The organism is Achromobacter sp., from assembly GCF_032113835.1.
Taxonomy (GTDB): Bacteria; Pseudomonadota; Gammaproteobacteria; order Burkholderiales; family Burkholderiaceae_B; genus Achromobacter.
Window position 1 is genome coordinate 1 of the sequence record NZ_DAMCTG010000131.1, and the last position, 9966, is coordinate 9966.

The following is a 9966-nucleotide window of genomic DNA, read 5'->3' on the forward strand; positions in this document are numbered from 1 at the left end:
TCGAGGCCGGCGCCGGGATCTCCACCCTGGGCCGCGGCGCGCCCTCGGTGGATTCGACCAGCGGCTATGCCTTCCAGCCGGGCAAGGCCGGCCTGCTGGCCGTGTCGAACGGCCGGCTGGACGTGCTGGCGCCGGATGCGCTGGGGGGCGGCAGCATCCGCATCGGCACCTGCGCCGCGCAGCCGTGTGCAGGCGTGACGCACCTGTATTCCGAGGGCACGATCGCCGCCGCCACCAATGGCGCGTTCGACCTGGGCGATCAAGTGCGCTACGGCACGCGCAATCTGACGCTGGCCGTCGGGGCGGTCAATGTCGGCACGGCCGGCGCGTTGGCGCAGGCGGCCGCAAGCGGCCTGTTGCCCAGCGGCTTGACGTTGAACCAGGACATCCTGGGCCGCCTGCTGCGTGGCGACACCAGCGCTGGCGCGCCCGCGCTGGAGGTCCTGACGCTGACGGCGCGCGACGCCATGAATTTCTATGGCACGGTCGCGCTGGACACGCGGGATCCGGTCACCGGCAAGTACAGCCTGGCGACGCTGGCGTTGGGCACGCCCGCCATCTATGGCTATGGCGAGGCCGGCGACGAGGCCAGCATCCGCACGCAGAACCTGATCTGGAGCGGCGCGACGCAGGCGCCCGGCGCGGTGGTCGCGGGCGGCGCCGGCACGGGCAAGGGCACGCTGCGCGTGGATGCCGAGCGCATCGTGTTTGGCTACGCGCAGGGCGCGCAGCCCAGCGGGGTCGAGGACAACGGCCGACTGGCGCTGGGCTTTGCCAATGTGAACCTGAACGCAAGCGAGCGCATCACATCGAATCACCGTGGCAGCCTGGCCGTGTACCAGTCGCAAAGCGCGTACGTCGCGGGCGGCGGCTATACGTACAGCGGCGGCAACCTGAACTTGAACACGCCGTTGCTGACCGGCGAGGCCGGTTCCATCAACACCATCACGGCCGGCGGCGCGTTGCGTGTGGCGGGCGGATCCGCCGCGCCGGCGGCGGCCGTGCAGGAACTGGGCGGGGAAATGAACCTCACCGCCTCGAACGTGGTGATTGACGGCCGGATCGCGTTGCCCAGCGGCAAGCTCACGCTCGCCGGCCGCGACGGCGTCCTGTTGACGGGCGCCTCGCATATCGACGTGGCGGGCCGAGCCGTCGCATTCAACGACGTCACGCGATACAGCTGGGGCGGCGATGTCATCCTGGAAAGCAGCCAGGGCAATATCCGACAGGAAGCCGGATCGCTGATCGACATCTCCGCGCAAGAAAACAATGCTGGCCAACTGCGGGCCGAAGCGCTGGCGGCAACGGCCGGCTTGGTGGATCTGCAGGGCCGCATCGTGGGCGCCGTCACCGGCCGCTACGACGCGGGCGGCACGCTGGTGCCGTACCGCGCGGGCAGCATCGATGTCCGCGCGCAGAACCTGGGCGCGGCTGGCGCACTGAGCGCGGATTTCGAGGCGCTGAATCAGCGGCTGAACAACGGCGTGGTGCTGGGCGCACGCAGCTTCCAGATCAAGCAGGGCAGCCTGACGATCGGCGATGCGCTGCGCGCCAATGACATCAGCCTGTCCATCGACGGCGGCAGCCTGACGGTGGCCGGTGTGGTCGACGCCAGCGGTGAACGCGTGGGCCGCATCCGCCTGGCCGCGCGCGATGGCCTGACGCTGGGCGCGGCATCCGTGCTGGATGCGCACGGCACGGTGCTGCGCGTGGACAGCTACGGCAAGATCATCGACGCGCCCAACCGCGCCGTCGTCGAACTGAATTCAGGGCGGGGTGTGCTGACGCTGGCCGGCGGCGCGCGCATCGACCTGCGCCACGGCACGTCCGCCACGCCGGGCACGGCGGCCGGGCAACACGACGGCGCGGCGCGCGGCACGCTGGATTTGCTGGCGCCGCGCATCGATGCCGCGGGCAACGCGTCCATCAACGGCGGCGCTGTCCCGGGGTCTGCCGCCACGTATGGCGACATCGCCATCGAGGCGCGCGGCCCGCTCGCCATTGACGGCGCCAAATCCATCGCGCTGATCGCGATGCAGCGCTATGACGACGCCATTGCCGGCAACGCGGCAGACCGGACCAGCGGCCGCAGCTACCAGATCATCGACCAGGCCTACCTGAAAGCCAAGCATGACAACAGCGTGCTGTTCATGGACCACGCGCTCGCCAATGGCAACCTGCTGAACGGCAAACTGGCGGGCCTGAACAATGCGGCGTATCGCGATGCCTTCCATCTGCGGCCGGGCGTGGAAATCGTCAGCAACACCGCCGACGGCGATCTGGTGGTGCAGGGCGACCTGGACCTGTCGGGCTACCGCTACGCCAGCCTGAACCCCAGATTCCCGGTGACGGGGGCCTACGGATCCGGCGAGGTTGGCGCGTTGACGCTACGCGCCAAGGGCAACCTAGACGTTTACGGCAGCATCAACGACGGCTTTGCGCCGCCAGCCCCCACGCCGGACGATGAGAACGGCTGGATCCTGACGCCGGGCGCGCAGCCCTTTGGCGGCGACGTGGTGTTGCCGCGCGGCGGGGTGGAACTGGCCGACGGCACGGAATTCCCCGGCGGCAAGACGCTGAACTATCCCTTGCCCCTGCAGGCGACGACGCTGGCGGCGGGCACCCGGCTGCCGGTCGAGGCCGCGTTGAACCAGGTGCTGCCGCTGGCCGCGGGCACGGTGCTGTCCGGAGACGTGCGCGATGCGTCCGGCCAACTGCTGTATGCCGCCGGCAGCATCCTCAAGCAGGCGGTGGATCTGCCCGCCGGCACGCGGTTGGGCGCAGGCACTTTGTTGACCAGCGGTACGGCCATGAAGCCGTTCACGTGGCCGGCCAACCTGGCCCTGCCGAATCTGCACACCACGCAGGGCTACGAGCCCAACGTCCTGCTGATGGCGGGCACCATCACGCTCAAGCAGGGCGCGCTGATCCCGTCGCAGGCCAAGCTGGTGTTCCCGGCGGGCACGGACTACGTGGAATTGCGCCCCGGCACGGCGGCGGACCAGCGGCGCAACTGGGCGCTGGCCCAGATGCTGCCCGCCGGCAGTCAGTCGTGGTCAGTGCAACTGGTGGCGGGCGCGGACCTGGACGCCGCCGATCCGCGCCGGGTCCTGCCGGGCCCGGCAGCGGGCAAGCTCACGCTGGCTGACAGCCACTACAGCGCCAGCCTCCTAAAGGGCGCCGCCTTGCTTTGGGGACCCGAAGCCGAACCGTCCGGCTTTGAGCCCGGCACACCGGTGCCCGACGATATGCTCTGGTTGTGCGACGCCGTGGAAGGCCTGTGCGTGTCGCCGCCGCCCTGGAAATGGGCCGCGGACAATTGGTGGGGATACCCCGAGGGCACGCCCGTCTCGGATGCGGAACTCAACATCTGCACCGACTTCCCGGGCCAATGTATCGAGAACAAATCGTCGACCACCGTCCTGTCGCATTCGCAGAATTTCAGCGTACTGCGCACCGGCACGGGCGATCTGGAACTGGCGGCCGGTGGCGACATCAGCCTGATGTCCGCCTATGGCGTCTACACGGCCGGCACGCAAGCCGCCGGTGTCGCGCCCGCCTACCAATTGCCACGCGGCCGCTTCGGCGCCACGGTGCTGGGCGATGACCATGCGACGACGTACGAGCCTTTCGTGACGGCGGGCGCGGGCTACCAGGCGTGGTATCCGGAGGCGGGCGGCAACCTCAGTCTCTACACGGGCGGCGCGTTGCGCGGCGACGTGTGGGGCCAGTCCGTGCCTGGCGCCTATGACGGGCGCGTGATCGATCCGAGCGTGGGCATCGGCAACTGGCTGTGGCGCCAGGGCACGGGCAGCGCCAACGGGGGCGATACGCCCACCGCCTGGTGGGTCAACTTCGGCAGCTACGCGCGCGCGCCCGCCGCGTTCAAGGACAACACGCCCTTGCTGGTGGGCTTCACGGGGTTCGGCGCGCTGGGCGGGGGCAATGTCAGCGTCCGCGTGGACGGCGACGCCGGCAATATCGAGTCGCGCGGATCGGTCAGCAATCCGCGCGGACAAGGGTTGGTCGTGGCCGTGGGCAGCACGGGCCGCGTCGCGGCCGACGGCGGCATGACGTTGACGGGCGGCGGCGATATCGACCTGCGCATCGGCGGCGGGCTCAATCCCGCGCAAAGCGCACGCGGCCGCGTGTCGTTCACGGGGGGCACGACGCCTTACTACGGCGATCCCGCCATCGACCTGCAAGGCGCGCTGATCAATCTGCGCGGTCATGTGCAGTTGGCGGGCGGCGCGGTTGGCGGCCTGGACCTGCGTTACGGCAACCAGTCCGATCAGCAGGACGCCAAGGACAGCCGCGGCTATGACCCTTACGTGTCCACGCTGGCCAGCGCCACGGGCGGCCTTGCGCTGATACCTGGCGACGCGGTCATCCGGCTGGACACGCGCGGCGACCTGGTCGTGGGCGGCGCCAGCGATCCGGGCCGCGTCGCGTTGCCGAACAGCACCCCGTTCCGGCTGCGCGACGGCACGCTGCAAAATGGCGGCGGCTATAGCTGGTTCTCGATGTGGACGGAGAACACGGCCATTGAACTGTCCAGCGCCGGGGGCAACCTGACGCCCAGCCGCCAGACGTCGCACAGCGCGCAGGGCATGGCGCTGCAGACGGGTCGCAACACGTCGGCGTCGGACGCGCGCTATGTCTATCCCTCGATCCTGCGGGCAACGGCTTACGGCGGCAGCGTTTACGCGGGGGTGTCGGCCGGCTACCGGAACAGCGAGACGACGGGCCTGCCGTACGCGATGATGCTGGCGCCCGGTGCGCGCGGGCAGCTTGAAATCCTGGCGGGGGACTCGATCTACGCGGGCGGCTATGCCATCAACCGGTCGGGCGCAAGCCCGGCCAACGTGGCCAGCGTGCTGTCGCCGGCCTTTGCCGGGTACGCCACGCTGGCCGTCCAGGTCCCCACCTTGAGCAACCAGGGCGTCAACGGCTTGGCTGGCGGCCGGAACAACAACTTTCCGCTGTTCTACTTTGATAGCCCCACGGCCAGCGCGGCGGGCTCCGGTGGCGTGACGCGCTTTTACGCCCGCGATGGCGATATCGTGGGCCTGCGCAGCGGCGAAGCGATCTCCATCCTGAAGGGGGTGAACCTGGGGCAGACCTGGTACGAAGCATCGGGGCCTGTCTGGATGCTGGCCGGGCGCGACATCGTCGCCTCGGGCACCGACATCGGCACGGTCATGGAAGTGCCCAGCACCAACGGATACAACCTGGGCGGTTTTGGCACCGCCGCAACCGCCACGGGCAACGTGTTCCTGCATCGCGATGCGCGCGACGTGTCCCGGGTGTCGGCGGGCCGGGACATCCTGTACAGCTCCTTCCAGGTCGCCGGCCCCGGCACCCTGGAGATTTCGGCGGGCCGCAACGTGCTGATGGCCGATCGCGCATCGGTAACGAGCCTGGGTGCGGTGCTGCCCGGCGACGCTCGTCCCGGCGCCTCCATTGCGATGCAGGCGGGCGTGGGCGCCAAGGGGCCGGACTACGCGGGTTTCCTGGCGCACTACCTGGATCCGTCCAAGGCGGCCGATCCCAGCCGCCCGCTGGTGGACCAGGGCCTGGCCTTCAAGACCTACGAGGCCGAGCTGCTCCTGTGGCTGACGCAGCGCTACGGCTTTGCCGGCAGCACGGATGATGCGCGCGCCACCTTCGCGGCCTTGCCTGCCGAGCAGCAGCGCATCTTCGCGCGGGAGGTGTACTTTGCCGAGCTGCGGTCGGGCGGCCGCGAATACAACGACAAGACCAGCCCGCGCAACGGCAGCTACCTGCGTTCGCGCCAGGCCATCGCGGCCTTGTTCCCGGACACGGCGCCCGGCGCCTATCAAGGCGACATCACCTTGTACGGCGGCGCGGGCGTGCGCAGCATCTTCGGCGGCGATATCCAGATGATGACGCCGGGCGGCCAGCAGGTGTTCGGGGTGGAGGGTGTGGCGCCGCCTTCCAGCGCCGGCATCATCACGCAGGGCGAGGGCAACATCCAGCTCTACGCGCTGGGCAACATCCTGCTGGGGCAGAGCCGGGTGATGACGACCTTCGGCGGCGACATCGTCGCCTGGTCGACGCAGGGCGACATCAACGCGGGCCGGGGTTCCAAGACCACCGTGCTCTACACGCCGCCCAAGCGCGTCTACGACTCCGTCGGCAACGTGACTCTGTCGCCCAATGCGCCCAGCACCGGCGCGGGCATCGCCACGCTGGCGCCCCTGCCGGAAGTGCCGGCGGGCGACGTGGATCTGTACGCCCCGCTGGGCACCATCGATGCGGGTGAGGCCGGCATCCGCGTGTCGGGCAGCGTGAACATCGGCGCATTGCATGTGGCAAACGCGGCCAACATCCAGGTCCAGGGCGAGAGCACGGGCGTGCCGGTGGCGGCAACCGTCAACACCGGCGCGCTCTCCTCGGCCAGCGCTGCCGCGACGTCCGCCGTCAATGCGGCGCAGGACTCGGCGCAGCGGGCGCAGAACGCGGCGCGGCAGAACCAGCCTTCGGTGATCAGCGTGCAGATCCTCGGCTATGGCGAAGAGCCGGTGGCGGGCCTGCCCGCCGCGCCGCAGCCGAACGCCGCTGCCGCCGTGCCGAAGTACGACGCCGCCAGCGCGGTGCAGGTGCTGGGCGCGGGGGCGCTGGACGCCAGCGAGACCGCCAAGCTCACCGGCGACGAGCAGCGCAAGCTGGCGATGTGAGGAGAGGGGCCGGGCACTGCCCGGCCCCTGCTTTGTCTTGAGAGGCCGGCAGGCATGCCGGCCTTTTTTTTCGTCTGCGCCAACGCAGCCGCCGTCATGTTCGGCATCCAGACTCCCCGTCTTCCGGGCGCCGCGATTCTTTTTATGAAGTTTTTCTTACAACGCGCGGTCTGTGGCGTCCCAGTACGTCTAGTAACAAGCAGAAGCTGTAGTCGCAAGGTTGCGGGGAAAAACCGTAACGGAATTGTCGCAAGCGAACTGCACGGTAGCGGCCGGCCCCAGCCGGTTTTCACACAAGGAAACTGAGTGCATCGCTATGCATGATTTCGAAAGTAAGGGTCGTACGCTTCGCGCCGTATTGCGCCGCGCGCCGGAAACCATAGTCTTGACGCTGGCCATCAACACGGCATGGGCGCAGGCCGCGCCGACGCAGGACGCCGCGCCTCCCGCTGCGCCCGCCGAGGCGGATGCCCGCCGCGTCAACATCAACGAATACATCGTCCGGGGCAACACGGTCCTGGAGACACGCGACATCGAGCGCGCCGTGTATCCCTATCTGGGACCGGACCGCACGCTGGCCGACATCGAGGCCGCGCGCGAAGCGCTTCAAACCATCTATCAGGAACGCGGCTACCAGTCGGTTTACGTGGACCTGCCCGAGCAGCAGGTGGCGGACGGCATCGTGTTTCTGCAGGTGTCGGAAACCAAGGTGGGCCGCGTGCGCGTCGTGGGCGCCCAGCATTACTCGCCGCTGGCGATCCGCGACGAAGTTCCCGCGTTGAAGGAAGGCGAGGTGCCCAACTTCAACCAGGCCCAGGCCGAGCTGACGGGCCTGAACAAGAGCGCCAGCCGCCAGGTGGTGCCGCTGGTCAAGGAAGGCCGCATGCCCGGCACGATGGACGTGGACCTGAAGGTCGAGGACAAGAGCCCCTGGCACGCCAGCCTGGGCCTGAACAACGACTACAGCGCCGACACCACGCGCCTGCGCAGCACCGCGTCGATCGGCTACGACAACCTGTGGCAGCTTGGCCATTCGGTCAGCCTGACGTTCTTCACCGCGCCGCAGGATACGGACAACGCCAAGGTCTGGTCGGGTTCGTACTCCCTGCCGCTGTCCAGCCGCTGGAGCCTGCAGTTCTCCGGCTACAAGAGCGACAGCAACGTGGCCACCATCGGCGGCACCAACGTGCTGGGCAAGGGCCATTCCTTTGGCGTCATGGCGACGTACGCCATGGATCCGCAGGGCGCCTGGAGCAATTCGCTGTCGGTCGGCCTGGACTACAAGAAGTTCGACGAATCCACACGCTTCGGCGCCAACGTCGATCAGATCCCGATCAAGTACCTGCCGTTCACGCTGTCCTACAACGGCTACCGCTACACCGAGTCGTCGCAGAGCAGCCTGGGCCTGTCCGTCGTCGGCGCCAGTGGCTCCTTCTTCAATCAGAGCAGCGACTGGCAGGATTTCGACAACAAACGCTATATGGCCAGCCCGAGCTTTGCGCTGTTGCGCGGCGACGGCACGCACACGCAAAACCTGTTCGGCGATTGGCAACTGGGCCTGCGCGGCTCGTTCCAACTGGCGTCCGGCGCCCTGGTTTCCAACGAGCAGTTCTCGGCGGGCGGCGCGACCAGCGTGCGTGGCTATCTGGCCGCCGAACGCACGGGCGACGACGGCGTGCTGGGCTCGGTCGAATGGCGCTCGCCGTCGCTCGCGCGCTGGCTGGGCAGCAACGTCAACGAGTGGCGCTTCTATGCCTTTGCCGATGCGGCCACGTTGCGCCTGCGCGATCCCTTGCCCGAGCAGGAATCCAGCTATTCGCTGGCCAGCGTCGGCCTGGGCACCCGCCTGCAGGTGCTGGACTGGCTGTCCGGCTCGATGGACTGGGGTTACCCGCTCAAGGACGGCCCCAACACCCGCAAACACGATCCTCGCCTGAACTTCAGCGTCCGCGCCAGCTTCTGAGCGCGCGAGCAAACCCAATTCATCCCGGAGTCTTGACCATGCAACGCTTATTGATGCTCCTGCTGACCGTGCTGGCCGGCATCCTGCCGTCGGCCGCCCACGCCTGGTGGCAGCCGGACTGGCAGTTCCGCAAGCAAATCACCATCGACAGCACCGCCCAGGGCATGCCGCTCGGCGCGGCCGCCGGCCGCACGCCCCTGCTGGTGCGCCTGCACACGGGCAACTTCACGTTCGACGGCATCGGCGAGAAGGGCGCCGACATCCGCTTCGTGGCGGCTGACGACCAGACCGTCCTGAATCACCAGCTTGAAGCCTTCGACCCCCTGCTGGGCATGGCGCTGGTGTGGGTCGACGTGCCCGAAGTGGCCGACGGCCAGCGCCAGGACATCTGGATGTACTACGGAAACCAGAAGGCGCCCGCCTCGGCCAACGGCCAGTTGACGTTCGATCCCAACTTCACGCTGGTCTACCACTTTGACGGCGCCGCCGGCGCCCCGCCGCGCGACACCACGGCGTACAGCAACCACGCGCAGACGCCGGCCGCCGGCCTGGTGGACGGCGTCATCGGCCGCGCCGCGCAGTTCTCGGGCACGGCGCCGCTGATGCTGCCGGCCAGCCCGTCGCTGGCCGTTCCCGCCGCGGGCGCCTTCACCTTCAGCGCCTGGGTGCGCGCCGACCAACCGGCCGGCGAACAGCTCATCTATGCGCGCCGCGATGCGGGCAACGCCCTGCTCGTCGGCATCAGCCAGGGCGTGCCTTTCGTGGAAGTCAACGGCCAGCGCAGCCAGCCCGGCCAGCCGCTGACCCCGGCCGCGTGGCAGCACGTGGCGGTGACGGCGGACGGCTCGCAGGTCAATCTGTACGTGAACGGCCGCGCCTCCGCGTCGCTGGCCGTCAGCCTGCCGCCGCTGAACACCATTGCCGCGCTGGGCGGCGACGTGCCGGCGCCGGCTCCCGCGCCGGTTGCCGCCCCTGCGGCTGAAGGCGCCGCAGCAGGCGCGGAAGGCGCAGCGGCGCCGGCCACGGCAGCGGCCCCCGCAGCGGCCCCCGTGACCTACGCCCCGTTCGTGGGCGCCATCGACGAAGTGCGCCTGTCCAAGGTGGCCCGTCCGGCCGCGCTGATCTACGCCGACGCCACGTCGCAAGGCGCCGAATCGCGCCTGGTCGCCTACGGCGTGGACGAAGAGCAGTCGGGCTTCGGCTTCGGCGGCCTGGGCTTCCTGCTCAAGGCCGTGCCGCTCGACGCCTGGATCATCATCGGCGTGCTGGTGCTGATGATGGTGCAGTCCTGGATCATCATGA

At 69.1% G+C, this 9966-nt stretch carries 3 protein-coding genes; all 3 read left to right on the forward strand.

Annotated elements, in window-relative coordinates; translation table 11 throughout:
• On the forward strand, nt 1-6701 hold a 6701-nt coding region (locus RT697_RS25795), incomplete at its 5' end, for a filamentous hemagglutinin family protein (RefSeq protein ID WP_409517490.1).
• Nucleotides 6702-7017: 316 nt separating this feature from the next.
• Nucleotides 7018-8664, forward strand: a complete 1647-nt coding sequence (locus tag RT697_RS25800; RefSeq protein WP_313702499.1) for a ShlB/FhaC/HecB family hemolysin secretion/activation protein — start codon at nt 7018-7020, stop codon at nt 8662-8664.
• A 38-nt stretch (nt 8665-8702) separates the two neighbouring features.
• A partial coding sequence (locus RT697_RS25805) for a DUF2341 domain-containing protein (RefSeq protein ID WP_313702500.1) occupies nt 8703-9966 on the forward strand: 1264 nt, incomplete at its 3' end.

Bases quoted from the DNA above. Each gene is read 5' to 3' on its own strand.
- RT697_RS25800 (WP_313702499.1), top strand. From the start codon at position 7,018: ATGCATGATTTCGAAAGTAAGGGTCGTACGCTTCGCGCCGTATTGCGC.